This window comes from Nitrospira sp. CR1.1 (genome assembly GCA_014055465.1).
Lineage (GTDB): Bacteria > Nitrospirota > Nitrospiria > Nitrospirales > Nitrospiraceae > Nitrospira_A.
The window spans coordinates 769,991-796,838 of record WIAF01000001.1 but is presented as its reverse complement, the minus strand read 5'-3'; the positions used below and the strand labels follow the sequence as shown (position 1 = coordinate 796,838).

The window sequence follows — 26,848 nt, the reverse complement described above, 5'->3', positions numbered from 1 at the left end:
ACGTGGCCGCTCGTGACACTAGCGGACACGAGGCTGCTCTCGGCTCTATCGCCTCACCATGACGTAGGCTGGACACCGTAACCGCGCATACAACACTGCGCTAGCAGCCGCCACAGAGGCCGCAATGCTCACGATGATTCCCTGCGTCATACCTGTCTCCTTTCACCCGCGCCTGATGAAGTCGTCCGCTCCTATATTCGCCTGATGGTTCGCTGAGGGGACGGGTGTCTCCAAAAGAAGAACCCATCCGCCTCAACGGGAGGCCGCGTGCGGAGTCGCGGTACCTCCATCACCATCGCAACGCGATTCGTAACAACTGACCCCCATGAACCTATCGCTCACCTGACCTTCGGCTCATCCTGAGATGCATCCAGATGGTGCTGATCATCGATGTTCCGCACGCATCGGAACCCGGTCCCATGTGTCTGAAGCGCGAAGCCTCCGCGCCCGCGCGCCGTTGCGGTGATATCGGAGTGGGGACTGTGCCAGGACCCTCCGCGAATCACGCGGACAATACCCTTGTCCGGACCCTGCGGATTCTGCGTCGGGGCGTTCGCGTAATAATCCGGGTCGTACCAATCCTGCACCCATTCCCGCGCATTACCCGCCATGTCCTTGATGCCGTACGGGGAATCGCCGCCCGGCAAGGACCCCACAGCGTGAAGCGTCTTCTCCTCTACCCACTCGCGATCGTAGTTGGCTCGCTTCGGAGTCGGTGCGTCCTCTCCCCAGGGAAAGGTCCGGCCATCGGTGCCACGCGCGGCTTTCTCCCACTCCGCTTCCGTGGGCAGTCGTTTCTTGGCCCAGGCGCAATAGGCCTTGGCGTCATACCATGTGACCTGCACGACCGGCAGTTGTTCGATTCCCTTGGCCGACACCAGGAGGCCGGTCCCATAGGGGTTGGGCGGGCTTCGGTGGCCGGTGGTGGCGACAAACGTCATATAGCGCTCATTGGTCACTTCCACCTGATCGATGGCGAACGCATCGACATGAACCGACCGTTGAGGCCATTCATCGGCCCTCCCTTTTGGGCTCTGCGTGCCCATCAAGAACGGCCCGGCCGGGATGGTCACCATGAGAACCGGATCCAGTTCCCTCACAGCCGGCGCCGCAAACAGAGGGGACAGCGCGAATGTACAGCTGGCCGCCAACAGGCCCGCATATCCCCATCTGGTACGACTCCTGGTCACACCTTGTGTCATTTCTTCTGCTCCTTACTCCCCTCTATCGCCCGTTCCGTGTGGGTCTTGATCTGCTCGACGAGCTTCTCCACCGCACCGGCGTCGCCACGGTCGGCCGCTTCCTGCGCTTGGGTCACGAGGGTTCTCGCTTCATGCAAATGTTGTTCGATTTGTGCTTGCAGATCAGGTGACGCCACGGTTCCTCCGAGCGCCGCGCGATGGTAGACCTCCCAGGCATGATCCACGCTATGTTCCGCCTCATGGACCAGTTGCACCTTCTCCGGATGGGTATGGAGGCTGACGTCAATCGGACCTGCCTGAAGTTCCATTGCGGACAGCAGTGCCGCCAAGCCACTCATGATTGTGATGATTGTCCTGTACCTCATACCTCTCCCTCCGTCGCAAGAAACTCTCGGGTGCGAGAGTCTTCCGTCTGACATCACGGACGTTTCATCGATTGTTCGATGAGGGGTCGCAACTCCAACAGTTCGACATTCACGGGATCCATGGCCAGTCCGCGAGCCACTGCCTGCTGCGCCTCGGCAAAACGTTCCCGGCCCATCTCAACCAATGCCGTGATATAGCTATCTCGAATAGGCCGCTCCCAGTCCACTGGCGCCGTCTTGGCGCACCGGAAGCCAAGCCCAACGCCATAGCTGTTGTTGAGCGGGTGATTCCAGAAACGGTGCGTCGAGCGGATCGTGCCTTCCGGCGCAATCCAGGAGCCGCCGCGAATCACACGCTTCTCGCCAACCGTCAGCCGATCCACATAGGTCCCGGTACCTCCAAGCCACAAGGGTTTTTCCGGACCGGTGGGATTCACCATGGTTTCGAGTCTCCCGTAGTACTTCGGGTCATACCAGTCGCCGACCCATTCGAAGACATTGCCCGCCATGTTGTACACGCCGTAGTAGCTGGCGCCCTCAGGATGGGCGTCCACCGGCAAGGTCGCGTTGTGGTGCCGATCATAGTTCGCTTTATTCGAGTCGAAATCATTGCCCCATGGGTAAAGATTGCCGTGGGGACCACGAGCCGCCTTCTCCCACTCTGCCTCCGTCGGGAGACGCTTTCCGCGATACTCACAGTATGTGTTCGCGTCGATCCAATTGACGCCAACCACAGGCTGTTGAGGCTTGTTCAATCGCGGATCGTCCCAGTAGGCCGGAGCCGGATGGCCGGTCGCTGTGATGAATTCGCCGTAGTCTTTATTCGACACCTCGTACGTATCGATCAGGTAGGAGTCCAAGAATACCGTGTGCGCAGGTCCTTCATCGTGGAAGGCCTCCGCCGACCACGGCATGCTCATTCGCTTGTCGTACAGGGAAAGACGACGCGTCGGTGTGGCCGTCTCCGTTCTATCCAGCCCCATGATGGACGGGCCTTGTCCCACGTACACCATAGCTTTCGGAATCTCGGCCTCGTGCGCCTGAGCGACAGGAGCCACCGCGAAGATCCCCATGATTAGTCCTGTCCTGACTACAGTCCTCATTACCGTCATGCCGCACCTCCTCTAGCTGAAGGTCCGACAGGGAGGTGGTCATCCCACCTCCTCCGCGGCCAGACATTACTTCTTCATCGTCTTCTGAATGAGCTCACGTGTTGCCAGATATTCTTTATTGTTCGGATCCGCAGCCAGGGCCTTCTCGATGGAGGCCATCGCATCCGAGTTCTTCTCCGCACCCATGCCAACAAGTGCCTGAATGAAGGCATCACGTCCGGCCTGGGCCGCTTCCTCTGACACCGCGGTCACCGACTTGGCGCACCGGAAGCCAAGCCCAACGCCGTAAGAGTTATTCTCCGGCTGATTCCAGAATCGATGGCTGGTATGCAATGAGGTTTCAGGTGCGAGCCATGACCCGCCACGCAAAACTTTGACCGGACCTTGATTGGCAAAGTTGTAGCCCTTGTCCGCGCCCTTCGGGTTCAGCGCGTTGCTGTTCTTGTAGTACTTGGGGTCGTACCAGTCGTCCACCCACTCAAAGACGTTACCGGCCATATTGTAGACGCCGTACCCACTCACGCCCTCAGGATAGGAATCGACCGGCATGGTGCGGCCCACGTTTTGCCCGTAGTTGGCTTTCTTCGGATCGAGATGATGCCCCCAGGGATAGTGGTTATCGCCTTCCGGCCCCTTCGCGGCTTTTTCCCATTCCGCTTCAGTGAGCAATCGCTTGCCGTCCCACTTGCAGAACGCGTTGGCATCCGTCCAGCTGACTCCCACCACAGGCTGTTCAGGCTTGCTCAGGCGAGGATCATCCCAATAGGCCGGGGCCGGGTGGCCTGTGGCTCGCATAAATTCCTTGTAGCGCGCATTGGAGGCTTCAAACTTGTCGATCAGGTAGGCATCGAGCACCACTTGGTGCCGCACCTCATCGGAATGTTCATGGCTGCCCATGGTGAATTCACCCTTGGGAACCAGCACCATGTCCTTGTTCTCGGTGCTGGCATCTGCTGTAATGGCCAAAGATGTCGCTCCCGCCACGAGCAGTACTCCTATTCCCATCTGAACCCTACTATGACTCCGCATGTGAAACCTCCTTGGTTGTGAACAGTCGACTCGTATGATCATGACGGCCGCTACACACAGGGTTGTCTGTGCAATGCCTGGTTCAGCGTGTTCATCTCCCGGCCTGCGCCAGCTTGCTGCAGATGACGATTCCAGCGAATGACCGGGTCGACCACGTCACCGCATTGCACGCAGCGCCGTGTGGGACAATCGAGCCCGTCTTGGCCGCTAAGAAGATCCGTGCAGAAGTCACGAACCATCAGCCCGCCGCACCTGGTGCAATTCGACTCCTGCGAAACACTCGAACGATCGATCGGCCTCTCGTTTTGCTCTGCCTGTCGTTGCAATGCGTTCGTGCTTGCCATGGTCACTCCTGCTTATTTATGTCCAATGTTTGCATCTACTATGTCTAATGTTTAAACCTTTTTGTCCAATGTGTCAATAGTTATTATTGATAATATTTGACAAACATTAGACATTGAACATATACTTACCTTCAGCAATGAATACTCATAGAATTCATAGAGTTGCGAAGCTTACCGGCCTGAGCCGTGACGTGATTCGGGTGTGGGAACGACGATTTGATCTCTTAAAACCAACCCGAGGCGCGAACCGATATCGCAACTATTCCGACGACGATGTCGCGTTGTTGCGGTATGTGAAGCAGCAACTGGATGCCGGAGCCTCGATTGGCGATCTCGCGCGGTTGGGTCGGGAAGAATTGATCACCCGCCTGCGAGCCGCCGCGCCACGTACTGCCGTCGTGGACAACACCTTCGATCGGCTGTTGCGGGAATTATTGTTGGCGCTGGAACCACTCGATCGCGTGATGTTTGAGAAAAGACTGAACGGCGCCGTGGCCGTGGTGCCATTCGAGGAGGCGCTCCATGGAATTCTACTTCCGCTTCAGGAACGAGTGGGACACCTCTGGCATAGCGGGCGCATCAGCGTCGCCGTCGAGCATTACGTCACCGGCCAAATCAAACAAAAACTCTATGCAGCCATGAACCAGCTGCCGGTCGCTGAATACGGAACCACTGTGGTCATCGCGTGTCCTCCGGGAGAAGAACATGACCTCGCCGCGCTGGCGGTGGCGTATCGCTGCCGGGTTCGGGGCTGCCGGGTGTATTATCTTGGGGCGAATGTGCCGGTACTCTCGCTGAGTAGACTCTGTCGCGAAGTGGCGCCGGACCTGACCATCCTCTCCATCACCATCGCTCTTTCGGATTCTCTGGCGACCGATCTGGTTCAGGCGCTGATTCAAGACGTGGCGCCGGTCTCAAAAATTCTGGCCGGTGGCCGGGGAGCGCTGGCTATGCGTCAGCACTTCACAGACTCAGGCGTTGCTCTCCTGGAGACCTTCGGCGAGTTGGATGAGACGTTGGAGCGCGTCACCCGAGGATTTCCTATTCCCGGGTAATGAAGGCAATCCTGCTCTGTTCGGGACCTGCTCACCCCTTCATAGGACGGAGCCAGCCCTTTATGCTCCCGCGAGACGGCCTTCGTGAACCGACTCGACCGGAAACGGCGGCTCCGCATATGTGATTTTTCCTCCCTCGACTATCATGTGGCCGCCAGCGGCATTCCTGTGTCAGAGCTCAGCGCAGTCCTTCACGCGCAGTGGAAAGACGGGAGGATGATCAGTGGCGTCGAAGTATTCCGCGCCATCCGGCAGGTTGTCGATCCGGAATTTCTTGCTCGAATGAGCCGGCGGCCCGTGATCGATCCGTTCGCGGTAAAGGCGTAGCCCGGCTTGCGAGTAACCGTCAGTGGCTCAGATCGGTGCCTGAACACATCTGCCCGCACTCACTCTGATGGCCACCCCTTGGACCAGGGACGTTACGCGCGACCGTGCATGACTCCGATACACTCACCACAGGCCAGATCCGGCCTTCTTCCAGATTTCCTGCTCCACGAACGAGGCCACGGCTCGATGTCCCCGATCGTTGAGATGCGTGTCATCACGCCACCACAACAATTCGCGGGAGGTGGAAAACAGCCGCTTGGCTTCCTCGACTAAATAGGGCTTACTGTCCCAGCAGCGGAGGGAAATCTGCTGGCAGGCCGCGATCACGGCTTGCGCGAAACCGGAGGATCGCGAGCCGTCGTCGGGAGAGCGGGGAGCCAGCACCCACCGATAGACCTCACCCTTGGTCGGCAGAATCACGATCGTTGTGCGGAGCCCCATCCGGTCAGTCGCTTCCTTCATCGCTTGCAAGGTCCGACGGAGCTTGGGAAAGTTGGGGTGCTGCTCCACCTCAACCGGGGTCCGCTCGCCCCACACTTCGTGAGGATTATAAAAGAGCATGGGACGGCCATCGGGCAAGGATCCCACGGTCACCTGCCTCGCGCCTCCACTCCACCGGCTCTGCAAGGCCTCCCACAACTGTCTCAACGGAGAACGATTGCGAAAGGTCCGGTATTCCACCAATGCGGCCGACACACCGTTTCGCCATGGCAGCGCCGCAAGATCCCACGTCTCCCCTCCCGCATCATCCAAATCGTTTCCCGTGAACAACGTCCAAATAAGCTCCGCTCCCGGAGCCACGAGCAACTTGGGCGTTTCGATGGAAAAATTCACATATTGATCATAGGGCCCTCCGGGATAGGCCAAATTATAGACGGACAACCCATGGCGAACCGCCAAGGCATGGGCGAACGTGCCATGTTGCGTGATACCCGCGCCTGCCGCGAAAGAATCACCCAGGACAAGCGCCTCCACGGGAGTCGGTATCGCATCGTTGCGGAATCCCTGAGCATCGGTGCGAAATTCGATCGTGCGGGGCTCACGGAACGCCGGATCTCCGATCATCGCCGCCAAGTCGCCGTAGATCGAGCCTGAAAAATCGACCATTGCATCCCATCGACCCAGAATCGGTAAAACCGGCAAGCGGCACTGGTGGCGATTCATCGGCGAATAATGAAGGCGAGAACCGATCAGCGGCCGCAGGACCAGGTCGCAGACCGTCAGGGAAAGGGAGAGGCTGACCAGCAGGAGCAGTGCCCGGTCTGCATACGCGCGCGTGCGCGAGGCCCCAAGAAACCAGATGACCGGCATTAGTAGCGGAATGGCGAGCAATCCGTTCTTGAGCAGACCTTCCGCGAACGGCAACAACATCACCGCCGCCGCAAGAATTCCCAGTACGATTCGCGTTTGGGAAAAGATCATCGACCTCGCACGTTCAGATCGATCGCACCAACCGCATGAGACAACGCCACGCAGCCTTCGCACTCTTTCCTTCGCCAAGACTCAACAGGAATCCATGCAGCAGGAGGATCCGCCCTTCACGAGCCCGCCCGTCCTTGATGAGATGTTTTCCCTGGTCTGCCAGGTAGAAGGCGCGTTCACGTTGAAGGTAGCGGCGCTTCTCGGTATCTGCCCCAACTCGTCTCATCAATTTCTCAATCAGGAGGGGCCGGTGACCGAGGGCAATGCCGGGGGGCTTGATGTCGCGATTGCGGTGATAGGTCAGGGGCTCGGGAATCCCGGCGATGGTGGTCGCGGCGGCGATCCTGGTCCACAATTCATGATCGTCCATACCGGCGGAGTTGAACTGTTCGTCGAATCCGCCCACGCTCTCGAGCACGGCCTTGCGAATGAGCGTGGCCGACGGTGTCGGGACAAAGCCCTGCACGAAGAGTCGCGCGAATTCATGCTGCGGCTGAGAGGCCGGCCCGATTTCATGCATCGGGCGCCCAGCTCGATCCAGATGGGCCACGTCCGTCACCACCATGCCGATCGCCGGCTGGGCGTCCAATATCGTCACTTGCTTCGCGAGCTTCTCAGGATCCCACAAGTCATCATGGTCCAGCAACGCGATGTACCGCCCGCGCGCGGCGGCGATGCCGTGATTTCTCGCCTGGGCCACGCCACCGTTGGGCTGCGGGAGATAGCGAACGCGATCCCCGAATTGGACCACAAGATCTCCCGACCCGTCCGTCGAGCCGTCGTCGATGATGATGATCTCGTACTCCCGATAGGTCTGCGCCAAGGCGCTCCGGATCGTCTCCTGAATGACATCCCGCGCATTATAGAGCGGGATCACGATGCTCACGACGGGCTCAGCCATCTGCTACGGTTTGACCGCCTCCAGAATCACCGTCATCTCCTCGCACACATTCCAGAAGTACCGTCGACAGCGTTTTTGGACATAGGCCGGCAGATACTTGAACGGCTTTCGCATTCCAAACTCCATCGCAACTGTCCGAAAGTTGGTCGGCAACCCATAATAATTGGGCGACTTAAAATATTCGAAACTTTCTTCCGTCATAAACCGCACATGCGTCGGGTCGATGAACGCTTTGCGTGAAGTGTAGTAGGGGGTCTTGATATACACGCGCGCTCTGGGGGCGCATACGCGATAGAGTTCCACCATAAAGGTGATCAAATCGCGCATATGCTCCACGGAATGAATCGAATACGCCGCTCTCACACTATCCGTCTTGAACGGCAGCCCCCGCTCGAAATCACAGACGACATCAACGCCGGGCAAGGCTCGTTGATCGACGCCGACCGTCCCGAGTTGCTTGAGTGAGCCGCAACCAATGTCCAGGACAATGCCCGCCCCAAGCGCCTCAGTCACTTCGGGGGGAACCGGGCGATCGAGCCAGAATCGTTCAGAGGCGCTAGGAGTCACGCGGTGGAGAGAGGCAGTCGCAACCATTGAATAGGACAGCGCGGGTTCCTACTGTCATAGGGGGTATGGTGCCGAAGCCGGGAGTTGAACCCGGATACCCTTACGGGCGCTGGTACCTGAAACCAGTGCGTCTGCCAGTTCCGCCACTTCGGCATGGAGAATAGAGGGGGGGATTATCGCTGATCGTTTCCAACCCGTCAAGGTGAGCCCACGGAAAATCTCTACGGGACCGACTGTTATGAGTCATCCCCATCGCGAGCGGCCGCCTTCAAGATTCCAGGCGCCGTGCGGGGTCACGTCGCGCAGGTCGCCGCTGAGCACAATGCGTTCTCGTACCAGTCCCGCCGCCGCCAAGAGAAAGGGGCTTGGGATACGAGGAGCCTCCTCCGCAATCAACACATCGAACCGAACCTTGCGAAACAATGGATCCGCCGCCACTCGCGCCGCGGTCGTGATGATTACCCGCCGGTTCTGCACGAACGCCTGGCGGTTCGTATTTTCTTCCGCCGCCAGGAGCTCCCGGATTTTTTTCGTGCCGCCCAAATGAATGACGTCCTCTTTGAGCTCGGCAAATTCCGGCTTGAGCTCTTTGGGAACCGTCGCTTCGGGTATCAGCTCCTCGATCCGCTGCTTGGCGATATCGACCTCCTTGCGAAGGCCGGCGCTATACCGCTCGTAAATCACTTTGTATTCGCGCAACGAATCGACGTTTTTTCCCATCGCCTGCATGGACAGACGTGTCCAAATCGGCAGTTGCTCATATTGCGCCAGCGTGGCGTCAATGTCTTTGATCTTCGCCTGATAGTCGCTCAACTGGGTCACCAGGCGCCATTCCAGGAGGCGCACCTCGTCTAAATCTTTTTGTTTTTGGGCCTTGTAGGCGAGGATCGGCGTGAGCTCTCGAAACCGATCATATTTCTTGCGGAGCGCCGCCTTGTCGGACCGGGACTTGGCATAGAACTGATGCATCTGAGCCTCAAATCCCAAATCCGGAAGGGGAATGCCCGCGCTCTCCTTGCTCGTCGCCACTTCGTACCGGCTCAGCCAGCTCTTGAAGGTCAGCCCGGCTGCCTTCATGGCTCGCGCCACGACAAGGGTGATGATATCGGCGCTCTGGTGATCAGGAGTGACGAGGAGAAGACGCTTGTTGGCTCGAATCAACTCCACGACCAACGTCGCCACCTTCTGCCGGCGCGCTGTCGCCTCCTCCTGCCAAAGAGGCGTCAACACCGAAGTCGGGGTCACGGCCTCTAATGCGGCGCGGTCCCCGGATTGTCCTGCTTCGAGAATGGGAAGCAGGCGTTCCGCCGGACCCAGCGTATAAGAGGTACCCGCCTTGCTCATCTCGGCCAATCGACGACTGATCGTAAGGCTCAATCCGCTGGAATCCGGCACCAGCGTGGCGTGCGGGACCACCTCGCCGATCGCATCGAACAACTGGAGCACCAGACGCTCGCCCTCCTGGAACAACACCAGGCCCTCGGTTGGCTCCGCCTCCTCGCCCAGCAACAGGGTTGCCGCGAGATCGGCGCCCATGCGCACATCAGGCGGAAGGAAGAACTCATACAGATGCAGGTTCCCGATCGTCTGGAGCAACCGCCCGCGTACGAGCGCAATCGCCTGATCCCGCCCCTGGTCCGCACTCTGCGCGGCGTCACGTTCGAGCGTGGCAGCCAGTTGATCGAGCAGATCCGGCAGCGTACCAGGTATGGCGGTCATGATGGGTCTTGCTCCTGCATTTTGTCGGGGCACATCCGCGACAGGTCGGGCCGTGAAACAGGGAGCGTATCTTAAAGAGTCGGGAAAGACCCTGTCCAGCAGGGTGCCGAGAGTCCGAGTGCCGCGCACCACCGCACCAGCGGCCGCAGAGCGGAAATCCATCGGAAGCGGATGCTTGCTCCTCGCTTTCAAGGCCGTGAAGAAAACCCCGGCGGAGGCTCCGGATCAATTGACTTTTGCCCAGCCCGCCAGTATGCTTTTTCCCTTTCCAACAGAAGGAGTTGCAGTATGAAGGTGATTCTCCAAGAAACACTCGAAGGCGTGGGCGACCTCGGCGACCTGTTAGACGTCTCCAGTGGATTTGCCCGGAACTATCTCTTGCCCCGCAAGAAGGCCGTCGAAGCCAATAGCCGGAACATCAAAGAATTCGAACATGCCAAGCGCGCCGCAGCGGAAAAGGCCAAGAAAGAAAAGCAGGACATCGAAGCGCACGGCAAGAAGATCTCCGCGGTCTCGCTGACCCTTCCCGCGCAAGTCGGCAAGGATGACAAAATGTTCGGATCTGTGACCGCCAAGGATATCGCGGAAGGTCTGGCCGAACAGGGATTCACCGTAGATCGTCGCAAGATCCAGCTGGCCCAGCCGATCAAGGAACTGGGCACCTTCGCGATTGCCATCAAGCTGCCGCGCGAGGTGACCGCCACGATTGCGGTCCATGTGGTCAAGAAACAGGAAGAGACGGAAGCAGCCGAGGAAGCCGCTCCCACGGCCTAGCTCAAGCGATCTGCGTGGTCGCCACAGGCCAGAGACCACGCCCGGAGGAAGCATGCAGGACTTGATCGGTTCGTTGGATGCGTTGAAATCGACCGACCCCGAAACGTATGAGGCCATCGTCGCCGAAGAACAGCGGCAGCGCGACAAGCTGCTGCTGATCGCATCGGAGAATTTTGCCAGTCCCGCTGTCCTGGCCGCCCAGGGAAGCGTGATGACCAACAAATACGCCGAAGGATACCCCGGCAAACGCTATTATGGCGGGTGCCAGCATGTCGATACGGTCGAAAGCCTCGCCATCGAGCGCGCCAAACAGATCTTCGGGGCCGAACATGTCAACGTGCAGCCGCATTCGGGATCGCAGGCCAACATGGCGGCGTATCTCGCGGTGCTCAAGCCCGGTGACACGATCCTCGGATTGGATCTCGCTCAGGGGGGGCACCTCACGCACGGCAGCAAAGTGAACTTCTCCGGCATCATTTTCCGCGCCTTTTCATACGGCGTCGATCGTCAGACCGAAACGATCGACTACGCAGCGGTCCGCAAGCTCGCCGAAGAATGCCGCCCGCGCATGGTGGTCGTCGGCGCCAGCGCCTACGCCCGTACGCTCGACTTCGCCACGTTCCAAGACATCGCCAAGTCGGTCGGCGCCTATCTGTTGGTCGATATCGCGCACATCGCCGGATTGATCGCGGCCGGATTGCATCCCAATCCCGTCCCCTATGCCGACTTTGTGACGACAACGACCCATAAAACGCTGCGCGGCCCTCGCGGCGGCGTGACGATGTGTAGAGCCGAACATGCCAAAGCCGTCGATAAGATCATCTTCCCGGGCCTGCAAGGAGGCCCGCTCATGCATGTGATTGCCGCTAAAGCCGTCGCCTTCAAGGAGGCGATGTCTCCGGCCTTCAAGCGCTACCAACAACAAGTGCTGGCCAATGCCCGCACGTTGGCGCAAGGACTGGTCGACCGTGGCTACAAGATCGTGTCAGGAGGGACTGATACGCATTTGATGTTAGTGAACCTGACCAACAAAGGCATTACGGGCAAAGAAGCCGACGCCGCCCTGGACGCCGCCGGGATCATCGTCAACAAAAACGCCATCCCCTACGACGAGAAGCCGCCGGCCGTCGCCAGCGGCATCCGCATCGGCAGCCCCATTGTTTCCACGCGCGGTATGCGCGAGGCGGAGATGCGCGAAATTGTGGCGTTGATCGATCGCGTGTTGCAGCATCCCCAGGACAGCCAGGTGCAGGCCGAGGTACGGGCGCAGGCCAAAACATTGTGCAACCGTTTCCCTATCTTTCATGCCTACGATTCGTCTCCCGCTTAGGCAGGACGGCCGCCCGTGAAATGTCCTTTCTGCGACGATGTCGAAGACAAAGTCGTTGATTCGCGGATGGCCAAAGAAGGCGAGGTCATCCGCCGCCGGCGTGAATGCCTCTCGTGCAAACGCCGGTACACTACCTACGAACGTGTTGAAGAGACCATGCCCGCCGTCGTGAAAAAAGACGGACGCCGGGAACCGTTCGATCGGAGCAAAATCGTATCCGGCCTCAAAAAGGCCTGTGAAAAGCGGCCGATCAGCACCGCGACCATCGAAACCGTCACCGATCGCATCGAAAAACGCATCCAGGATATGGGCGAAACCGAAATCGTCAGCACCGCCGTCGGCGAAGAGGTCATGAAAGAACTTTCTCAACTCGATCAGGTGGCCTACGTTCGATTCGCCTCGGTGTACCGAGAGTTTAAAGACATCGATCAGTTCATGGATGAAATCAAATCCCTGGCCCAGCAGCGCCGGGAGCGTTAGGCCCTCCCCTTCTCCTCGCTGTTCCGGATCAGAGTCCGCTTGCTATAGGCCCGGACAGGATGGGCGCGAACAGAGGAGAAGCGCCGCCCTTCGGCATTGCTGACAGACATGGCAACCCGCACAACATCGCGAGAACGACGAACAACGCTACGCCCCGCCAAACGGCGAGCGCCGGGGGCGACGCACGTCGTCATCATCGGCGCAGGCCGCGGGGGCACGGCTTTGATGGAGATTTTCGCCAACGACCCGTTGGTGCGGATCGTCGGCGTCGCCGATACCAGCCCGGAAGCACCGGGCCTCGGGCTTGCCAAACGCCTGCATATCCGCGTGACGCGCAATTACCGGCAACTGCTGAAAATGGGGCCTGTCGACCTGGTGATCGATGTGTCGGGCAATCCCGAAGTCGGCGAATACCTCCAAGACATACGCCGCATGGGCGTCTCGGTGATCGGAGGCGCCAGCGCCAAATTCATGTGGCAGCTGATCGAAGCTCGCATCCGAGCCACGGCCGACATTGAAAAAGCGTTGAACAAATACCAGTCGTTGTACCGCTTGTACGTCAAGGAGACCGGCGCAGCCGTAACAGAAGAGCGAACACGCATCGCCTGCGAAATTCACGACGGCCTGGTGCAGAGCCTCGCCGGCGTCAATTTCAAACTGGAACTCTCGCAAGAGCTGCTGCGCAAGAATCCTCAAGCCAGCCTGGCCACCATCCGGGAGTCCAAAGCGCAACTGAAGCTGGCCATTCAAGAAGCCCGGCAGGTGATTTTCAATCTACGGCCACTCCAGTACGACAAAATGGAGCTCATTCCGGCACTGACTAACTATCTGAAGTCATACGAAACTCAGTACCATATCAAGACCGCGTTTTCCGTGACCGGAGACGAGACGATCCTCTTTCCGCGCACGAAGATTTTTTTATTCCGGATCGTCCAAGAAGCGTTGAGCAACGTGCAGAAGCACGCCAAAGCCCGTCGAGTGTCGGTTCAACTCGACATTCGGCTGGACTTGTTGCAAGTGACTATTTCTGATAACGGGATCGGGTTCGACATGGACGCCGTGCTCCGCGATCCTGAAAAGTGGGATCACTTCGGCATTCGTGGCATCCTGGAACGAGCACGACTGGTGGGCGGAGAGGCCACGATCGATTCAAAGAAGGGGCGCGGCACGCGAATCGTGCTGCGGATCCCGCTAGCCGACAAGGAGACGATTCGCCATGGAAAAGATTAAGGTCCTGATCGCTGATGACCACCGCGTAGTTCGTGAAGGCCTGGCAGCCATCTTGAAGACCAAGGACGACATCAATGTCGTTGGCGAAGCGCAGGACGGCGTGGAAGCGGTGGAAAAAACCAAGACCCTGATGCCGGACGTGATCCTCATGGATGTCAGCATGCCGCGCATGGGCGGCATTGAAGCGACCAGGCAAATCAAACGCGAATTCCCTCACATGGGGATCGTCGCGCTGACCATGTATGAGGAGCAGCAATATATCTTCGATCTCGTACGGGCCGGGGCAACGGGATACTTGCTCAAAGACTCCGAGTCTTCTCAGATTGTGGCGGCCATCCGGGCCATTTATCGAGGGGAATCGCTCATTCATCCTTCAGTCGCCAGCAAGATCCTGGCCGAGTTCTCCCTGATGTCTCAGAAAAAGGGAAAAAAGCCGGCTTGGGTTGAACACGACCTGACCGAACGGGAAATCACCGTCCTGCGTTTGGTCGCAGACGGAAAGACCAATAAGGAAATCGCGAACAGCCTGGACCTCAGCGAAAAGACCGTGAAGAACCACGTCCGGAATATTTTTCATAAACTTCAGGTGTATGACCGCACGCAAGCGGCGATTTTGGCGATTCGGAAAGGGCTCATTGAATTAGAGCCAAGACCGTAACCGGAGCGCTTATCCAGCAAAACAGGCCTGATCTCCCAGGAGGTATCCTGGCCTCCTTTGCTGGCTTTGTCGTGCATCGTTCCATAGACCGCGACTAGTAACTCATTGAAAATCCTTTACTTTCGTGGTTTCCCCCTTTCAGCAAAAGATACAATTGTGCTTTTTTAGCAACAGCTCTTACTGAGAAAAATACCTGCACATCATTTTAATTTCAACGACTTACATGCACTTAATGGATTGGCACAAGCATTGCTTTGTTTAGCCATGAATTTTACGAAGGAGGCACCGTGCGGTTTCAGCAAACGATCGGCTCACCAGTTTCATGCTCAGGCGTCGGGCTCCATTCCGGCCAGCCGGTCACACTGACTCTTCGCCCGGCTCCTCCGAACACCGGCATCGCCTTCATTTATCGGCGCGGATCGGAAGAAACACTCATCTCTGCCTCGATCACCAATAAGGTTCCGACGGAACTCTGCACAGCCATCAGCGTCAACGGCCATCAGGTCAAGACGATCGAACACCTTCTCGCCGCTCTGGTCGGCATGGAAGTCGACAACGTCTACGCAGAGGTGAATGCGGGGGAAGTGCCCGTGCTCGATGGAAGTTCAAGCCCGTTCGTCCGCTTAATCCGTGCGGCCGGCGTCATTCCCCAAACCCGGCGGCAATCCTATGTCAAGATTATGCAGCCCATCGAAGTGGTGGACGGATCGAAACGGGTGAGGATCGAGCCCTCGTCAACGCCGAAAATTACGTATTCTATCCATTACGATCACCCTCTGATCCAAACCCAGTCCTACACCTACACCTGCTCCGCGCAGGCGTTTGAGCAGGACATCGCGCAGGCGCGCACGTTTGGCTTTCTCCACGAAGTCGAAGCGCTGTGGTCCAGGGGACTTGGAAAAGGCGGCACTTTGGATAATACCATCGTGCTGTCCAAGGAGGGCGTCGTGAATGAATCCGGCCTGCGCTTCTCGAACGAATTTGTCCGGCATAAAGTGCTGGACTTGATCGGTGACATCGCCCTGCTCGGCTTCCCGTTCATCGGCCACATTGTGGCTGAACGTTCAGGCCATGCCATGCATACGAAGCTCGTCGAAAAAATCCTCCTTCAGCGCGACAAGTGGGCGCTGATCACCGGGGAACATGCGGTTGCTGTGCCAGAATCGCGCTCCTCCCTCGGACTGCTTCGCCCCGCGCCTTCTCTCGCGATTTAAACTGCTCCGCCCAGCTCATGCTCGCGCATCGCTTGCAACCCGCCAGGTACAGGCGGTGAATGCGGCGTTTTCATTTTCGGGCATAAAAAAACGCCGGGGGCAAGTGGCCTTACCCCCGGCGTGTAAATCCTGGTAGGGACTTACTTCTTCTTCGCTGCCTTCTTCGCTGGTTTCTTCGCTGCCTTCTTCGTTGCCAAGAGTCTCACCTCCCTTCACACATTAAAGTTGATATGAACTTCTTCGGCCCACTCACACTACCGCTGTTAATTCCTGCTGGGTCGTCACCGCAAACGTATTAGGTCCGACTTTTTGGAAACGCTTATCTCGCTTCAATGACGTCGCCACGGAGGTCAGCGGCGTCTTCCCCTTAATCTGCAATCCGCCCTCCAAGAGACGTTGCAAGAGCTCCTTCGCATGCATCGGACGGCTGGCTTCTTTGAGAATCTGATAGGCCGCTTCCGGCACACTCTTGCCGACATACTTGCTTTTGCCGAGCAAGATCTCACGCGACTGATCCGTGACATCCGTCACAGGAAGCGGCCGAATGCCTTTTTCGTCGGTAATAATTTGGCTGGAGAGGCTGGCCAACTTGGCCTTGTCTGCTTCCACACGATACAGCGTTTCGGCGAGTTCCAAGTATTTCTTGATCATCGCGATTTCATCGTCGAGCCGACGCCGCTTTTTCTCAAGTTCCTGATAGCGATTCCGGTAGGCGCTGATCCGTTGTTCCAGACCCACCAGGATGTCGGTCAATTCTTCCACAAGCAAGTCCTCAATAAAGCATACTTGCTTTATAGCAAGTGAATTAAAATCTGTCAAGTAACTGATAGCAACTATTTGTTCGCGCTTCTCGCCTATGCAAGCAGAATGCACTCAATGCCTAGCCAAGCCTTGTTCTGCAAGAACAAGCTTTTTCACTTTCGTTGTTTTTCAATATCTTACAGTGCTACTCAATAAACGACCCAGGCTTTTTAACTCGCTTCCCATGACTCATGCTAAGATACGGCGCAGATGCATACTCCGCTTGTCCTCTCATCTGAAGAGTGCGCCCGTTATCTCGCCACGGCCGTTCACGCTGCTGAAGCAGCCGGTGCCGTACTGCTTGACCACGCCCGATCGGGCTTCAGGATCGATCACAAGGCGGCGATCAATCTCGTCACCGATGCGGATCGGCAGGCCGAGGAGAGTATCGTCCGCACGATTCTTTCGGCCCATCCCACCCACCGGATTCTAGCCGAGGAACGCGGGCGGGACGGGGCCACCGAGTCGCCGTACCAATGGATCATTGATCCGCTCGACGGCACGACTAACTTCGCGCATGGCTTCCCGTTTTATTCGGTCTCGATCGGGCTGGAATATCATGGCGACTGTATCGTGGGGGTCGTCCTGGACCCGACGCGCAGGGAGCTGTTCACGGGGGTGGCCGGAGAAGGGGCCTACGTCAACGGTGCACGCCTTCGCGTGTCCAGCAGTGAGTCACTCGATCATTCCTTGCTTGTCACCGGATTTGCGTATGACATCCGCGAAACGACGAACAATAATCTGGACCATTTCTCCCGCATTTCACTGCGCGCCCAGGGCGTGCGCCGCACCGGCTCAGCCGCATTGGATCTCTGTTACGTCGCGTCGGGGCGCTTTGACGGATATTGGGAAGTGAAACTCAGCCCCTGGGATATGGCGGCAGGAATCGTCATCGTGCGTGAGGCGGGCGGACTGGTATCCGGCTTTGAGAAAGACACCTTCTCACTCTACGGGCAGGAACTCGTCGCCACCAACGGCCGCATTCACAATCAGCTGCTCGACGTGATTCATCAACGCTCCGACAAGCCGTAACCTCCTCACTCCACGCAGATTGGTCTCACCGCAGCCAGTGCGGATCAGCGTTCCCGTCGGCCGTGCCATGTACAGTGCGATATTTGATGCGGTATTATGCCCTTCATATGTACGGTCAAAGGAGTGCACGCAGCATGGCAAGCCAAATCCCTCCGCAGAAACCAACCGTCCCTTCCGCGAACACCCAAGATGTGTGGGATGTCGAGCTCCTGCACGTGCATGTCTCGCGCAAGGGACAACTCGTCAACGCCGAATGGGCGCTTCATCCTCAGATCAAAGCCGATCTCAGCGCGGATGAATGGAAGGAACTCGGCGAGCTCATGAACAAGGTCACCACCATCGTGGGGCATCGCTTCTCCCAGGCCCTCAATGAGGCCGAACCGACACCGCCAGGAAACGCGTAACCACCATTCGCCAGCACCTATCGTTCGGAAATCTGCCCCTCGGTTCACGCGCGAGCATTGATCAGACCACTCAACCAGCGAGGTGATCCATGGATTGCTATTACCATTCGAAGGATCTCGGGAAATTCGGAGAGATGGGCAAAGGGAACCCGGTCTTGTGGGAAAAGTTCATGAGTTATTACAGCGCCGTTTTTGCCGACGGGGCACTCACGGAACGCGAGAAGGCGCTGATTGCGCTTGGTGTGGCCCAAGCCGTGCAATGCCCTTACTGCATCGATGCCTATACTCAAGCCTGCCTGGAAAAGGGATCGAACATCGAAGAAATGACGGAAGCCGTCCACGTGGCCTGCGCCATCCGCGGCGGCGCCTCGCTGGTGCACGGCGTCCAGATGCGCAACGTCGCAGAGAAGTTATCGATGTAGGGGAGGGGAGAACGATGGAGGCGGATGCGCCCGCTCAGTAGTAGGGATGCTCGGGGATCGCCAGCGTGAAATACTTCCCGCGCTCTTCGTACAGAATGCGACGGCTCGTCAGGACGGTCAGCGCCTCAGTCAGCTCGTCCTCTGAATAAGCAATGTCCCGCTTCGCATCACTCAATGCCGCGCGAATCTGGTCGCGACCCTTCGCGGCCTCATTGCATGCCTCGATAATACCCGCCGCAGGCCAGTCGTATCGTCGTCTCGTCGGCATCTGCGGATCACGCCCGTCATAGATCGTGACGTAGTCCATGGCCTTGGAGAAATACAAGAACGGCCGGTCGTTGCTGCGCGCCCGCCGCTGCCACTCCTCCACCAAGCCAACCAATTCCTGATAGACTTGCGGATCCACCGGCCAGTTGTCGAGCTCATACTCGAAATCGTAGGCGATTTTCTCCAAATCAACGCGCGCCGCACCATACACATACTCATAGGCTGTCCCCGGACCGGTGATGCGCACTCCGTACTCATGCGGTCGCGTAAAGTAGGGACTGAACCGTTGCAGCCAGAATTTCCCGGTCGCCTCCGGCGCGTGCAAATGGAACAGGGACGGCAGGAGGTCGATCTGCCGGCGATAGTCTTCATTCGTTTCACCCGGAAAGCCGAGCAGAATATTCCAGGAGACCGCGACCCGGTAATAACAACTCCATTTGAGGCAGATAATGTTCTGCATGGGCGTCACGCCCTTATCCATCGCTTTGAGCTGCGAGAGGCTGAGGCTTTCCAGGCCGGGCTGCATGCACTTCACGCCCCCAACGGCCAGCGTCCGGATTTGGCTCTTCTGCAAATTGCTTTTGGTCTCGATAAACACATCCAGATCGCAATGCTCGGCAGCAAACCGGCCGAACAGATTATCGACATATTTCATGTCGATGATGTTATCCACTAGCCGGAAGCGGGTCGTATCGTAGCGGCTCGAGAGATACCCCATCTCCTGCGCGACCTGTTCCGGCGATTTCGCCCGGAACTTCATGCTCTGCGCATTCAGCCCGCAAAAGGTGCAATGGTGCTTCTCGCCCCACCAGCAGCCGCGGGATCCTTCGTACAACAGAATGCGGTCCAGCCCGCGCGACGCCTCGGTCCCGAGTTCGGCCAACAAATGGTAATAGTCGTCGTAGTCAGGCGGGCCGGTTTCCGAAAATCCGGTGAAGAGAGCCGTATTCGGCTCGAGCCGGACCTCACCGTTTGCCCGGTAGATGACGCCTTTCGGGCAGGACCCCATTGAGCCACGCAATACGTAGTCGACCAAGGCCGGAACAGTGACTTCTCCTTCGCCGACGACGACATAGTCGATGAACGGAAATGCCCGAAAATATTCCAACCCCATCTCACCGTCGAAATTGGCGCCGCCGAACACGATCTTCACGTCCGGGTACAGGTCCTTGATCAACTTGGCCATCGTGAGGCTGGCGACATTTTGATCGAAGGTGGACGTGAACCCGACGAGTTTGTATTGGCCCCAATCAATACCCGTCATCGCGGCGGTCAGGAATTGCGGCGCCGTGCGCGCGGCCATGTCCTCGAAAAACGACACCGGCTGACCGCTTTCCTGGGCAATCTGCTCGAACACCGGCTTAAACACGCGCGGATACTCCGCCCGCTTGGGATTGTCTCGAAAGAGCAGGTAGGAGAACAGCCATTCGCCGAACAACGCCCGTTTTTCACAAATCGATTCGTAGAGAGGGATTCCGATCTTGTGGGCAAACCGCACATTGAGGTGGTGGCAATCGACCGCGACGCCTTTGGCTTTCAATAACGCCGAGAGCGTGCCTAATTGAATGGACGGGTACTTCGAAAAACTGAAGGGCATGTTGACGAGCGCGACCTGCGCCTGTGAGTTACTCATACGATCCCCAATCCAGCCGGCACAAGGCGGGGGTCAAACCCGGATAAGTCATGGACATCGTCACGAGACAGTCGAGACCGAAGCTCGCCGCGGGCGCCCGCAGAGAGGACGACGCAGGCGTATTCACCGCAATCCGTCGAGGAGGCCGAGCGAGAACGCCCCCGCCGAGCGAGAGGATCGGCTGTCGCAGTAGATGCGCCATGACTTCTCCGGGTTAGGCCCCCGCCCGAAATGGTTCAAACTCACGATCGGCCTTGGCGGCGAGATAAAAATCGCTCTCGGTGAGGCCGTTAATCTTGTGCGTCCAGATCTCCACCTTGCACTTGCCCCAGGCCACATACAGATCCGGATGATGCCCTTCAGCTTCAGCCACCGCGCCAACTTTATTGGCAAAGGCCAGGGATTGCGCAAAATCTTTGAAGGTATAGAGCCGCTCAAGATGCCCTTCCTTACTCAAGGTCCACCCTCGGCCGAGCTCCGGCAACAGGGCTTGTATACGATCGGCCGGGAGGGGAGGAACCCCGCCCCGGCAGGGAATACATGTATTGTCGGCTAAACTCATAGCAGCTCCTTTGCAGACGAATCTCACCATCCGCCCTTGTAAGAAAAGCCATTCTACGGGCCGCCCGTTGTATCCCGCAACCGCCTTACCGTCCGGATGGTTGCGCAACCCGGTACTGGCTCATCACCGCATGTCCTCGCTCGAAAAACAGACCGCGATTGATATCACCCACGCTGACCATTCCCACCAATGCCCCTTTGTCGACGACCGGAATCCGGCGAAAATTCTTGACACCCATGTAAGACGCGGCCTCCAACACCGGAGTGCGCGGGGATACTGTCAGCGGATTCAAGCTCATCACCTCTTCGACGCGCTGCGAGAGGACATCGGCATAACCATCCTCCATCTCCACAAAATCACGGCTGTGCACGTTGTCATGAATATACTCTCCGTAGTTCGGATAGAGCGGAATCAACACATCGCGCAGCGTCACCATGCCGATCAACACGTCGCCATCCTCCACCACCGGGATGGCGCCGCAATGGCGGCTGAGCATCTTGGTCACCACGGAACGGACTGATTCATTGCGCCTAGCCGTCACCACACCGGTGGACATCACTTCTTGAACAAGCATGGCAGCCTCCTTTCGGTGAGCGGAATCTACATCCTCAAGGCAGATCGATATTATAGAGCTGAGGCATAGAACGAAACCAGCGTGGGTTGACGAACCTCCGAGACCAGACCAACTACCGGCCGGTGCCTCGGGGCACGCAATGCTTGTTAGATATGTGCATTATTCGCAAACCGCTAAACGAAAAAGTCCTTCCGGGGAGGATTCACCCATCAATGAGCCATAAACTGTCGTTGGTCACCAGTTCTGCCCCCGCTCCCGCAAGAATTGCTGCGCATGGGATTCGCCCTGACGAGCTGCCGCTTGCATCCACTTGAGAGACTCACCGGAATTCTGGGCCACCCCTTTGCCGGAAAAAAATATCATGCCGATAAGGTACTGTCCTACCTGGTTACCTTGCTCAGCTGCTTCCCTAGCCAGCTTGTAGGCCTTGGAGAAATCCTGCGGCACGCCCTTACCAATAAAATGCAGCATACCGAGGTAGGCCTTTGCTGCAGAATCACCCTGCGCGAGTCCCTTCCGAAACCATTTGGCAGCTTCCGCAGGATCTTGGACGACACCAAGACCTTCCATATACAAGTACCCAAGCATCCAAAAGCTTATGTCTACACCTTTTTCGGCCGCTTCTCGCAGACGCCGCGCCGCCTCATGGAAATCTTGCTTGACGCCTGTGCCCTCAAAATAAAATTGTCCAAGGATCGCTTGTGCGGCTGGCATTTTTGTGGAAGCGAGCTGAAACATTCTGGCGGCTTGTGAGAGATCCTTTTGGACGCCGACGCCGGTAAGCAGCATTGTGCCAAGTATCAACTGTGCCTTCTCGTCATTTCCCTGCTCAGCACCCCTGCGAAACCAGTTGACCGCATCCTTAAGGTCAGCCTGATTGCCAATCTGAATTTTTTCTGGATGGGAAATAAGGCTAGTAATCTCTTCAGATTTTGACTCATCGGACGCAAAGTGGACTGCACTTTCATCATCGCGAGCAAAACCGGCGGCTTTGATCAGCGAAATGGAGCCCATCCCAATATGTGCGTCGGGATATCCAGCATCCGCACTCCGCCGTAACCATTTTGCGGCCTCGCTGAAGTTTTCCGGCACCACTTTGCCATCGGCATACATCTCTGCGAGTTTGTACATCGCCCTGGAATCACCTCGTTCAGCCGCTTTTTTGGCTTGCTCGAAGTTTGAGTAATCGATCGATCCGGTTAGAGCGTCAGTTGCTCGCTGAAGATCCCCGCTAGCGGGCTTGGCAGGTTCTGACTCCAGCGCGATTCCCCATCCCTCCAGCATCCCGACAACCACGGAGGTAGGCATTGCCCGCGCAAATTTTCCCTGAACACCTTGCACCACTCCAATCACTTGACTGCCCTTAATCAACGGTCCCCCGGAGCTCCCCTCATCAATCGCTCCTCCTGAGAGAATGAGGTCTGCGCCCTCCCGTCCGGCGAGATCTGCGTGGCTTATCGACCAACCACCGCCTCCTTGTGGAAAGCCAATCGTTAGCACTTCATCACCTAATTTGGCGATGGCAGCCCTTTCTAGTTTCAGCACGAGAAGTTGCTGGGTCAGTTCGGCCTTGACCAGAGCGAGATCGTAGCGGAGGTCCTGTTTGAGAACCGCGGCGCCGACGATTGTGTTCTGCCTGGTGAAAAACTCAATCTTCGGCATGGGATCACCCTCGACAACGTGCGCGGCAGTGACGATAAAAACACTCGTCCCATCTGTTTTCACGATGAAGCCGGTGCCTGTTCGATGCTTGCCTTCAAACGTTGATACGATCTTCACGACACCAGCACGTAGGTCCGGCTCATTTTCGGCCGCAACCGGTCTTGCCGTCATTCCAAGGAGTAATGTCATTGTCACAATCAAATAGCGCCGCATAGCGAAGCCCCCGTTCGGCTGCCGATAGCAAAAGAGCATCCCAGTCTCTTTCGCATCATGAACTCATCCAATCTCCCATATTCAGACTCAGTGGACCGATGCCGTATCCCCGACGCAGCGGAAACCGGCACCAGCTTCAGCATTGTCCGCCATAGCATGCATCCGAATCTGGTAGTCAATATGGGATCCTTCTTTCACTTTGAGATTGAACGCACTCAGCCCCCCCCGGATGGTTCTCTGGCGCTGATTGTTCGGCTCGCTGGGAGAAAATCTCGATTCGTTGTAAGCGCTGGATGTCCATTCGGCCACCGTGGGATCAAGGATGCGTCCCTTTGTGTCATGCGCCGCCTTTTCCCATTCGTCTTCGGACGGCAATCGTTTGCGTGCCCACGTGCAGTAGGCAACGGCATCGTGCCAGGACACCATGTCAATTGCTTGGTTTTGATCGGCTGGCCAGTCACGCTGTTCCCAATATAGTCCTCTGAGACGATGACCGGTGGTTTCCAGAAATTGCCTGAAACGCGTTATTGTCACGAGCTGTCGATCAATATAGAACTCATCCGCTACATACAGACTGAAGAGCGGAGCATCAACCTCTTCGACGGTCCCATTGCCGTAGAAGGTCACGATTTTCGTGGGAAGACGCCCCGCGTGAATCAATACCATCGGCGCACCGTCCTGGCCGGTGATCTCCTTGGTTACCGTGCCTTCAGGCCTGATCTGCCATCCCCTCAATGCCACATCGAGGATCGATGATGGAACTGCATAGCCCATTCGCTCCCTGGCGTCGGTCACAACCCCGACGACCTTGCCGTTGAGCAGGAGAGGAGCACCAGAATGACCTTCCTCGACAAGCGCCTGAAATGTGAGGGCTAGTCCCTTGAGACCGCTGAGGCTTCCTGTCGAGACAGCCCAGGGGGCCAGCATCCGCGGGAAGCCAATCAACATCACCGGTTCTCCCCCGATGATCGGGTTCGTCTGATCAAGCGTCAGTGCCACCAGACCTTCTGGGATCGCTCCGGAAACTCGCAACGATGCAAGTCCGTTAGGGTTCTTACTTTCGATCCCAATAATTTGGGCAGTGAATGGCTGCTGAGGTTGCGGAAAGAAGGTGATTTGGGGTTTTGGATCACCTTGAATGACATGGGATGCCGTCACGATGTAGGCGGCGTCTTTTTCCAAACGTATGATGATGCCGGTGCCGACCTTGGGTTGCTGCCCCTCGGCCTGAGCCGTGATCTTCACGACACCCTTCTTGACCTGCGTGATGTCCTGGGCCGACAGCGAACCGGGAGACAGGATTGCCGACGGCAGCAACAACAGAAGGAAGAAGACGGCAATCCACAACCAAGGTGGATCGAGAAAGAGCAAGGACTGTTTCTTCCCAAGAGCCTTCATGGGGATAGTTCCCAGCTCATCAGCCATCGACCGTCATGGGTAGAGAGCTCCAATCAAAAGCCCGATCGATCTTTCTTCGCGTGCCCTCTTGATGTGACAGAAGCCGGTTTCATGCTACGCTTGGCTCCATAGGTGGAGCAAGTCATGGTGTCGCAGCAACAAAACGAACAAGCCGTCCGAAGCCGAACTCAGAAAATGGAGCCATTTGCCCGGCCATATGCTGTACTGGGCATTGAAAGAAGGCAAAGCGTTGCATGAATCAACCGCGTGACCTTGCCCTCCGTCTTCTTGCCCTCGCCGATGGCGACATCAAAACTTACCAATGGAAGCTCCACATGGCTTTTCCAGGTGAGCTATAACCGTTGCCGCTCCATGACAAGAAGCTATCCGCCCGACCTCGGACCGGCCCTGGACCAGTGATCGGATCACTTGGCCGGCCCGAGAGACAGGTGGTGCGTTCTTCGGCTGGCCAGCAGTTGATCTAACCAGCCCAGGATCGGTCTGGACGCCCAACGGCGCGCTCCGAACCTTCCCCATGAAGATTCGGACTCCGACCGTCGGGTGGGCGTCTTGGGCACACCGAAACCCGATATTGTCGTTTCGGTTCGTCGGTGTATTCCTGTTCCGGTTCGCGGATCGTACGTTGATTGGTTCATTGTTCCAAGACCCGCCACGGATCACCTTTGTTGACCAACCCCGTCGGCGGAGTCTTCACACTCCGCCAATTCGCGACGCTTCTGAGAAATGTCGCTCCTATGGACTCGTCCATCAGAATCTTCCGCCGCAGCATGGCCGTGTCTGCATGTTCGGCATGGGCGATCCAGCTCCGCACGCAGTCACAGGCTTTAGCGAACGCCATCTGACCAGTCTGAACGGCGATACGGTACCGACGCAACCGTCTTTTGAAACGTCGGACATTGGCCGCGTCCACTCGGCGATGAGTGGGGAAGAGCCGATACCCTAAGAAGGTGAAGCCGCACGAGACCGGCGTCACAAAGCACTTATGTGGATGAAGCCGCAGCCTCAGGTCCTCGCAATAAGTCCTGATGGCGGTCAGCATTTCATGGAGTACAGGCTTCTCGTTGTGAAAGACCAGCAAATCATCCACGTATCGCACATAGCCGGGCATACGCAGGGTCTCCTTCACATAATGATCGAGACCGTCGAGATACACGTTGGCAAAAAATTGACTCGTTTGATTCCCGATTGGGATTCCTCGCCGTCGCTCATAGGGTGTAAAGAGATCGTCGCCCGAAAAATAATGAGTCACCTGCGGCTGGGGATTGCTCCCGTCAAGAATCGCGCGAACCAGCCACAAGACGTCTTCGTCCCAGATCCGCTTCCGAACCAAATCCCGCAAAATGGCATGGTCAATGCTCGGGAAATACTTCTCCACATCGCATTTGAGCACATAGCGGAACCGTCGTGCATAACACGACGCCCTTTCAACGGCCGCGTGTGCGCCTTTTCCTTTGCGGCAGGCATAGGAATCGTAGAGGAAGCCGCGTTCAAAGAGCGGCTCGATCACGCTGCAGAGGGCATGATGCACGACACGGTCCCGGAAGGGCGCGGCGCTGATCAGGCGAGGTTTCTTCTCATACACGAAGAAGGTTCGATAGGCACCAGGCCGATAGGTCCGAGCGATCAGCTCTTGCTGCAAGGTATGAAGCTCTTCTTCCAAGTTCAACGCAAAGGCTGAGACGTTTGGACGAAAGCGCTTTCCCCGGCTCGCCAGCCGGGCTGCCTCCAGCAGATTCGAGAAGGTTGTGATCCGCGCATACAACGCGCCCATGACTCACCCCGGCTGCGCCTTCGTCCAACCCCCGATCTGCCGCCCCAGCTCGACCAGCTCGCGGGAGATGAACTCATACTGCTTCTCGCTCGTAAATCCGAGATCCTTGCCGAGCCGGACGAGCAGGCGCAAGATTTGAAGGTCCGCGTTGGCCTGCTCAAGGTACCCGCGTTTTTCACGGGCATAGGCAGCCCGAACCAGAAACTCGAGAATCGACAACATACGCGTTTCGATCCGCTCACCGAGCACAAACCGGTGAGAGCGCGGAAACTTGCCCACATGCCCGATCAGCCACAGGAGGATGTCATACGCCTTCGTGACAGCTGCCGGAACAGGGCCGGGCGGTTCATTGCTCATCG

The 26,848-nt window shown here is 57.5% G+C and carries 30 protein-coding genes and 1 tRNA gene; 11 read left to right on the top strand and 20 right to left on the bottom strand.

The features are described from left to right. Positions 1 to 338: 338 nt before the first annotated feature. From GDA65_03970 to GDA65_03950, 5 genes are all read right to left on the bottom strand, one after another. Positions 339 to 1,202: an SUMF1/EgtB/PvdO family nonheme iron enzyme gene (locus tag GDA65_03970; GenBank protein MBA5861855.1), complete on the bottom strand. Its 864-nt coding sequence runs from the start codon at positions 1,200 to 1,202 to the stop codon at positions 339 to 341. After that, on the bottom strand, positions 1,199 to 1,567 hold the full coding sequence (locus GDA65_03965; GenBank protein MBA5861854.1) for a hypothetical protein: 369 nt from the start codon (positions 1,565 to 1,567) through the stop codon (positions 1,199 to 1,201). Before GDA65_03965 ends, GDA65_03970 begins: the two co-directional genes overlap by 4 nt. 53 nt (positions 1,568 to 1,620) lie before the next feature. Further along, complete coding sequence (locus GDA65_03960) at positions 1,621 to 2,679, bottom strand: SUMF1/EgtB/PvdO family nonheme iron enzyme (protein ID MBA5861853.1); 1,059 nt, start codon at positions 2,677 to 2,679, stop codon at positions 1,621 to 1,623. Positions 2,680 to 2,745: 66 nt separating this feature from the next. Continuing rightward, positions 2,746 to 3,708, bottom strand: coding sequence for an SUMF1/EgtB/PvdO family nonheme iron enzyme (locus tag GDA65_03955; GenBank protein MBA5861852.1), 963 nt, complete (start codon positions 3,706 to 3,708; stop codon positions 2,746 to 2,748). Between the two features lie 50 nt (positions 3,709 to 3,758). Beyond that, the gene (locus GDA65_03950; GenBank protein MBA5861851.1) at positions 3,759 to 4,052 is read right to left on the bottom strand and encodes a hypothetical protein; all 294 of its coding nucleotides are present in this window, start codon (positions 4,050 to 4,052) and stop codon (positions 3,759 to 3,761) included. Positions 4,053 to 4,189: 137 nt separating this feature from the next. On the opposite strand from GDA65_03950, the gene GDA65_03945 reads away from it, so the two are divergent. After that, entirely contained in the window at positions 4,190 to 5,107 is a 918-nt protein-coding gene (locus GDA65_03945; protein MBA5861850.1) for a MerR family transcriptional regulator, read from the top strand. Between the two features lie 84 nt (positions 5,108 to 5,191). Next, on the top strand, positions 5,192 to 5,434 hold the full coding sequence (locus GDA65_03940; GenBank protein ID MBA5861849.1) for a hypothetical protein: 243 nt from the start codon (positions 5,192 to 5,194) through the stop codon (positions 5,432 to 5,434). 123 nt (positions 5,435 to 5,557) lie between these two features. Here GDA65_03940 and GDA65_03935 read toward each other — a convergent pair whose 3' ends face one another. The 5 genes from GDA65_03935 to GDA65_03915 all read right to left on the bottom strand — a co-directional run bounded on the left by GDA65_03935 (position 5,558) and on the right by GDA65_03915 (position 10,043). Next, positions 5,558 to 6,856, bottom strand: coding sequence for a hypothetical protein (locus GDA65_03935; GenBank protein MBA5861848.1), 1,299 nt, complete (start codon positions 6,854 to 6,856; stop codon positions 5,558 to 5,560). Between the two features lie 13 nt (positions 6,857 to 6,869). After that, on the bottom strand, positions 6,870 to 7,757 hold the full coding sequence (locus GDA65_03930) for a glycosyltransferase (protein MBA5861847.1): 888 nt from the start codon (positions 7,755 to 7,757) through the stop codon (positions 6,870 to 6,872). Between the two features lie 3 nt (positions 7,758 to 7,760). Continuing rightward, complete coding sequence (locus GDA65_03925) at positions 7,761 to 8,270, bottom strand: hypothetical protein (protein MBA5861846.1); 510 nt, start codon at positions 8,268 to 8,270, stop codon at positions 7,761 to 7,763. Positions 8,271 to 8,390: 120 nt separating this feature from the next. Next, positions 8,391 to 8,477: transfer RNA gene (locus GDA65_03920), tRNA-Leu, on the bottom strand. A gap of 90 nt (positions 8,478 to 8,567) precedes the next feature. Next, positions 8,568 to 10,043: a hypothetical protein gene (locus GDA65_03915; protein MBA5861845.1), complete on the bottom strand. Its 1,476-nt coding sequence runs from the start codon at positions 10,041 to 10,043 to the stop codon at positions 8,568 to 8,570. Positions 10,044 to 10,331: 288 nt separating this feature from the next. Between GDA65_03915 and GDA65_03910 the strand changes: the two genes are divergently transcribed. The 6 genes from GDA65_03910 (at position 10,332) to GDA65_03885 (ending at position 15,729) form a co-directional block, all read left to right on the top strand. Beyond that, positions 10,332 to 10,817 (top strand): 50S ribosomal protein L9, encoded by a 486-nt coding sequence (locus GDA65_03910; protein ID MBA5861844.1) that lies wholly within the window; start codon positions 10,332 to 10,334, stop codon positions 10,815 to 10,817. Positions 10,818 to 10,890: 73 nt separating this feature from the next. Next, positions 10,891 to 12,147 (top strand): aminotransferase class I/II-fold pyridoxal phosphate-dependent enzyme, encoded by a 1,257-nt coding sequence (locus tag GDA65_03905; protein ID MBA5861843.1) that lies wholly within the window; start codon positions 10,891 to 10,893, stop codon positions 12,145 to 12,147. Between the two features lie 15 nt (positions 12,148 to 12,162). Then, a complete protein-coding gene (gene nrdR / locus GDA65_03900; protein MBA5861842.1) occupies positions 12,163 to 12,627 on the top strand; it encodes a transcriptional repressor NrdR in 465 nt (154 codons plus the stop codon). A 108-nt stretch (positions 12,628 to 12,735) separates the two neighbouring features. Continuing rightward, positions 12,736 to 13,857 carry a hypothetical protein gene (locus GDA65_03895; protein MBA5861841.1) on the top strand — a complete coding sequence of 374 codons (1,122 nt, stop codon included), beginning with the start codon at positions 12,736 to 12,738 and terminating at the stop codon, positions 13,855 to 13,857. Continuing rightward, complete coding sequence (locus GDA65_03890) at positions 13,844 to 14,515, top strand: response regulator (GenBank protein ID MBA5861840.1); 672 nt, start codon at positions 13,844 to 13,846, stop codon at positions 14,513 to 14,515. Before GDA65_03895 ends, GDA65_03890 begins: the two co-directional genes overlap by 14 nt. 236 nt (positions 14,516 to 14,751) lie before the next feature. After that, positions 14,752 to 15,729 (top strand): UDP-3-O-acyl-N-acetylglucosamine deacetylase, encoded by a 978-nt coding sequence (locus GDA65_03885; GenBank protein ID MBA5861839.1) that lies wholly within the window; start codon positions 14,752 to 14,754, stop codon positions 15,727 to 15,729. A gap of 249 nt (positions 15,730 to 15,978) precedes the next feature. Here the strand turns inward: GDA65_03885 and GDA65_03880 are convergent, their stop codons facing one another. Further along, the gene (locus GDA65_03880; protein ID MBA5861838.1) at positions 15,979 to 16,491 is read right to left on the bottom strand and encodes a hypothetical protein; all 513 of its coding nucleotides are present in this window, start codon (positions 16,489 to 16,491) and stop codon (positions 15,979 to 15,981) included. Positions 16,492 to 16,740: 249 nt separating this feature from the next. On the opposite strand from GDA65_03880, the gene GDA65_03875 reads away from it, so the two are divergent. From GDA65_03875 to GDA65_03865, 3 genes are all read left to right on the top strand, one after another. Continuing rightward, positions 16,741 to 17,562 carry an inositol monophosphatase gene (locus GDA65_03875; protein ID MBA5861837.1) on the top strand — a complete coding sequence of 274 codons (822 nt, stop codon included), beginning with the start codon at positions 16,741 to 16,743 and terminating at the stop codon, positions 17,560 to 17,562. 134 nt (positions 17,563 to 17,696) lie between these two features. After that, on the top strand, positions 17,697 to 17,966 hold the full coding sequence (locus tag GDA65_03870; GenBank protein ID MBA5861836.1) for a hypothetical protein: 270 nt from the start codon (positions 17,697 to 17,699) through the stop codon (positions 17,964 to 17,966). A gap of 89 nt (positions 17,967 to 18,055) precedes the next feature. Continuing rightward, positions 18,056 to 18,388: a 4-carboxymuconolactone decarboxylase gene (locus GDA65_03865; protein ID MBA5861835.1), complete on the top strand. Its 333-nt coding sequence runs from the start codon at positions 18,056 to 18,058 to the stop codon at positions 18,386 to 18,388. 34 nt (positions 18,389 to 18,422) lie between these two features. Here GDA65_03865 and GDA65_03860 read toward each other — a convergent pair whose 3' ends face one another. The 9 genes from GDA65_03860 to avd all read right to left on the bottom strand — a co-directional run bounded on the left by GDA65_03860 (position 18,423) and on the right by avd (position 26,846). Beyond that, positions 18,423 to 20,288, bottom strand: a complete 1,866-nt coding sequence (locus GDA65_03860; GenBank protein MBA5861834.1) for a RiPP maturation radical SAM protein 1 — start codon at positions 20,286 to 20,288, stop codon at positions 18,423 to 18,425. Then, positions 20,281 to 20,490: a hypothetical protein gene (locus GDA65_03855; protein MBA5861833.1), complete on the bottom strand. Its 210-nt coding sequence runs from the start codon at positions 20,488 to 20,490 to the stop codon at positions 20,281 to 20,283. Before GDA65_03855 ends, GDA65_03860 begins: the two co-directional genes overlap by 8 nt. Positions 20,491 to 20,502: 12 nt before the next feature. Then, positions 20,503 to 20,850: a 4a-hydroxytetrahydrobiopterin dehydratase gene (locus tag GDA65_03850; GenBank protein MBA5861832.1), complete on the bottom strand. Its 348-nt coding sequence runs from the start codon at positions 20,848 to 20,850 to the stop codon at positions 20,503 to 20,505. Between the two features lie 85 nt (positions 20,851 to 20,935). Next, a complete protein-coding gene (locus GDA65_03845) occupies positions 20,936 to 21,424 on the bottom strand; it encodes a CBS domain-containing protein (protein MBA5861831.1) in 489 nt (162 codons plus the stop codon). 234 nt (positions 21,425 to 21,658) lie between these two features. After that, a complete protein-coding gene (locus GDA65_03840) occupies positions 21,659 to 23,338 on the bottom strand; it encodes a hypothetical protein (protein ID MBA5861830.1) in 1,680 nt (559 codons plus the stop codon). Positions 23,339 to 23,386: 48 nt separating this feature from the next. Continuing rightward, entirely contained in the window at positions 23,387 to 24,724 is a 1,338-nt protein-coding gene (locus GDA65_03835; GenBank protein ID MBA5861829.1) for an SUMF1/EgtB/PvdO family nonheme iron enzyme, read from the bottom strand. A 282-nt stretch (positions 24,725 to 25,006) separates the two neighbouring features. After that, the gene (locus tag GDA65_03830; protein ID MBA5861828.1) at positions 25,007 to 25,378 is read right to left on the bottom strand and encodes an SUMF1/EgtB/PvdO family nonheme iron enzyme; all 372 of its coding nucleotides are present in this window, start codon (positions 25,376 to 25,378) and stop codon (positions 25,007 to 25,009) included. After that, on the bottom strand, positions 25,350 to 26,489 hold the full coding sequence (locus GDA65_03825) for an RNA-dependent DNA polymerase (GenBank protein MBA5861827.1): 1,140 nt from the start codon (positions 26,487 to 26,489) through the stop codon (positions 25,350 to 25,352). Before GDA65_03825 ends, GDA65_03830 begins: the two co-directional genes overlap by 29 nt. Positions 26,490 to 26,492: 3 nt before the next feature. Then, complete coding sequence (gene avd / locus GDA65_03820; GenBank protein MBA5861826.1) at positions 26,493 to 26,846, bottom strand: diversity-generating retroelement protein Avd; 354 nt, start codon at positions 26,844 to 26,846, stop codon at positions 26,493 to 26,495. Positions 26,847 to 26,848 lie beyond the last annotated feature (2 nt).

Bases quoted from the DNA above. Each gene is read 5' to 3' on its own strand.
- GDA65_03860 (MBA5861834.1), bottom strand. From the start codon at position 20,288: ATGAGTAACTCACAGGCGCAGGTCGCGCTCGTCAACATGCCCTTCAGT.
- GDA65_03865 (MBA5861835.1), top strand. From the start codon at position 18,056: ATGGATTGCTATTACCATTCGAAGGATCTCGGGAAATTCGGAGAGATG.
- GDA65_03870 (MBA5861836.1), top strand. From the start codon at position 17,697: ATGGCAAGCCAAATCCCTCCGCAGAAACCAACCGTCCCTTCCGCGAAC.
- GDA65_03875 (MBA5861837.1), top strand. From the start codon at position 16,741: ATGCATACTCCGCTTGTCCTCTCATCTGAAGAGTGCGCCCGTTATCTC.
- GDA65_03855 (MBA5861833.1), bottom strand. From the start codon at position 20,490: ATGGCGCATCTACTGCGACAGCCGATCCTCTCGCTCGGCGGGGGCGTT.
- GDA65_03890 (MBA5861840.1), top strand. From the start codon at position 13,844: ATGGAAAAGATTAAGGTCCTGATCGCTGATGACCACCGCGTAGTTCGT.
- GDA65_03845 (MBA5861831.1), bottom strand. From the start codon at position 21,424: ATGCTTGTTCAAGAAGTGATGTCCACCGGTGTGGTGACGGCTAGGCGC.
- GDA65_03825 (MBA5861827.1), bottom strand. From the start codon at position 26,489: ATGGGCGCGTTGTATGCGCGGATCACAACCTTCTCGAATCTGCTGGAG.
- GDA65_03965 (MBA5861854.1), bottom strand. From the start codon at position 1,567: ATGAGGTACAGGACAATCATCACAATCATGAGTGGCTTGGCGGCACTG.
- GDA65_03935 (MBA5861848.1), bottom strand. From the start codon at position 6,856: ATGATCTTTTCCCAAACGCGAATCGTACTGGGAATTCTTGCGGCGGCG.
- GDA65_03955 (MBA5861852.1), bottom strand. From the start codon at position 3,708: ATGCGGAGTCATAGTAGGGTTCAGATGGGAATAGGAGTACTGCTCGTG.
- GDA65_03915 (MBA5861845.1), bottom strand. From the start codon at position 10,043: ATGACCGCCATACCTGGTACGCTGCCGGATCTGCTCGATCAACTGGCT.
- GDA65_03960 (MBA5861853.1), bottom strand. From the start codon at position 2,679: ATGACGGTAATGAGGACTGTAGTCAGGACAGGACTAATCATGGGGATC.
- GDA65_03950 (MBA5861851.1), bottom strand. From the start codon at position 4,052: ATGGCAAGCACGAACGCATTGCAACGACAGGCAGAGCAAAACGAGAGG.
- GDA65_03850 (MBA5861832.1), bottom strand. From the start codon at position 20,850: ATGAGTTTAGCCGACAATACATGTATTCCCTGCCGGGGCGGGGTTCCT.
- GDA65_03930 (MBA5861847.1), bottom strand. From the start codon at position 7,757: ATGGCTGAGCCCGTCGTGAGCATCGTGATCCCGCTCTATAATGCGCGG.
- GDA65_03910 (MBA5861844.1), top strand. From the start codon at position 10,332: ATGAAGGTGATTCTCCAAGAAACACTCGAAGGCGTGGGCGACCTCGGC.
- GDA65_03970 (MBA5861855.1), bottom strand. From the start codon at position 1,202: ATGACACAAGGTGTGACCAGGAGTCGTACCAGATGGGGATATGCGGGC.
- avd (MBA5861826.1), bottom strand. From the start codon at position 26,846: ATGAGCAATGAACCGCCCGGCCCTGTTCCGGCAGCTGTCACGAAGGCG.
- GDA65_03895 (MBA5861841.1), top strand. From the start codon at position 12,736: ATGGCAACCCGCACAACATCGCGAGAACGACGAACAACGCTACGCCCC.
- GDA65_03945 (MBA5861850.1), top strand. From the start codon at position 4,190: ATGAATACTCATAGAATTCATAGAGTTGCGAAGCTTACCGGCCTGAGC.
- GDA65_03840 (MBA5861830.1), bottom strand. From the start codon at position 23,338: ATGCTCTTTTGCTATCGGCAGCCGAACGGGGGCTTCGCTATGCGGCGC.
- GDA65_03835 (MBA5861829.1), bottom strand. From the start codon at position 24,724: ATGGCTGATGAGCTGGGAACTATCCCCATGAAGGCTCTTGGGAAGAAA.